The following is a 1,817-nucleotide window of genomic DNA, read 5'->3' on the forward strand; positions in this document are numbered from 1 at the left end:
GGAGCGTCCGCCGCGCCGCCCTCAGTCGGCGCCGCGCTGCTCGCCCGGAAATGGTTCGGGGGCCTTGGCTGAAACGGCCGCTTCAAGCGAACACGTGCAGCAGAGAACCCCTGCAACAGATAAGAAGAAATACCTGACGGCGTCCCCCAAGGACGCAAGTACGTTAATGACAGGAGGAACAGCCCTCATGGATTCTATTCTTGACAGCTTGATCACAGAGCAACCCAATGACAAAACAGCTGCCATCGATCAGCTGAACTCCGCTGAAATTATGGCTTTAATTAACAGTGAGGACCGGCTTGTCGCCGAAGCCATCACGGAACTGATTCCGCAAATCGCTTCGGCAGCCGACCGGATCGTCGAATCCTTCCGCTCCGGCGGGCGCCTGTTCTACATCGGCGCGGGAACGAGCGGAAGAATCGGCATTCTTGACGCCTCCGAATGTCCGCCAACCTACGGCACGGACCCGGAAATGGTGCAGGGGCTGATTGCGGGCGGCTTTCAGGCGGTCAAGGACCCCGTTGAAGGCGCGGAGGACAGCGAGGATCTGGGCGCCGCCGATCTGGAAGCCGCCGGAGTCGCCGCCGGCGATGTCGTCATCGGCATCGCCGCAAGCGGCCGCACGCCTTACGTGCTCGGCGCGATGAAGCGGGCAGGCGAGCTTGGCGCCGCCGTCTTCGGCATTTGCAACAACCACGGTACGCCGATGGCGCAAACGGGGTTTCCGGTCATCGAGGCCGTTGTCGGTCCCGAGGTTGTGATGGGTTCCACCCGGATGAAATCCGGGACTGCTCAGAAGCTGATCCTCAACATGCTGACTACGACCGCCATGATCCGGATCGGCAAGGTGTACCGCAATCTGATGGTCGATTTGAATCCGTCCAACAAGAAGCTTGTCTACCGCGCCAAGCGGATTATCGCCCTGGCCACGGACGCATCCGATGCCGACATCGAAGCGGCCTTCCGGGATTCGGAAGGCCATGTCAAGACCGCCATCGTCATGCTGCTGGCCGGAGTCGGCGTCGATGAAGCGCGCCGTCGGCTGTCTGCCTCAGGCGGCTTCGTCCACGGCGCATTGACAGCGGCGGACCCGCTGTAACGGCTTTCGGGCAACCCGGCCTTCATGAAGCGAACCGGGAAGACAAAGAACCTCCAGATCCATGTTTGAAATGGAAATGGAGGTTCTTTGCTCTGCCGCCATCCCGGGAGGGCGAGCAGAGCACCTTTGACAATATCAGAAAATTAAGAAACTTGCTTCGTCAGCATTCGGAAGATAATAACCGCCGCCTCGGCGCGGTTGGCTCTATCCTTCGGCGCGAATTCTCCGTTATCCACACCGCTCACAATTCCGAGCCGGGTCAGCTGCGCGACCGCTTCCTGCGCGTAAGGCGCAATTTGCGACTTGTCCGCAAACTTCTGCAGCGCCGCAGCCTTGTCTACCGGCTGCAACTGCCCCTTAAGAGCGTTCACGATCATTATCGCCATTTCTTCGCGGGTAATTTCACGTCCCGGCTCAAATTTGCCGCTGCCGGAGCCTTGTACTATGCCTGCCTGAACCGCCGCAGCGATAGAGTCCGAGTACCAGAGGCCCTGCTTGACGTCCTTGAACGCGCTGCCCGTTCCGGTATTATCACTCAGCTTCAGAGCGCGGACAAGCATGGTGACAAATTCCGCCCGGGTGACCTTCTTGCCCGGTGCAAAGCTGCCGCCGTCAACACCCTTGATAATGCCTTTGGCCGTCAGGGAGTTGATTGCCTCCTGCGCCCATGCCACTTTGCCCAGATCCTTGAATACCGGCGCCGCAGATGCGGCGGGGG

2 protein-coding genes are annotated in these 1,817 nt (G+C 60.0%); one reads left to right on the forward strand and one right to left on the reverse strand.

Going from position 1 to position 1,817, the window contains the following annotated elements; all coding sequences use genetic code 11:
- The first annotated feature begins 187 nt into the window (after positions 1 to 187).
- Positions 188 to 1,099, forward strand: a complete 912-nt coding sequence (gene murQ / locus L692_RS0114500; protein ID WP_025700896.1) for an N-acetylmuramic acid 6-phosphate etherase — start codon at positions 188 to 190, stop codon at positions 1,097 to 1,099.
- 143 nt (positions 1,100 to 1,242) lie between these two features.
- Here the strand turns inward: murQ and L692_RS0114505 are convergent.
- Positions 1,243 to 1,817 (reverse strand): S-layer homology domain-containing protein (locus L692_RS0114505; RefSeq protein WP_025700897.1); only part of this gene is annotated, 575 nt, incomplete at its 5' end.

Origin of the sequence: Paenibacillus forsythiae T98, assembly GCF_000520735.1 — a bacterium.
Lineage (GTDB): Bacteria > Bacillota > Bacilli > Paenibacillales > Paenibacillaceae > Paenibacillus_AQ > Paenibacillus_AQ forsythiae.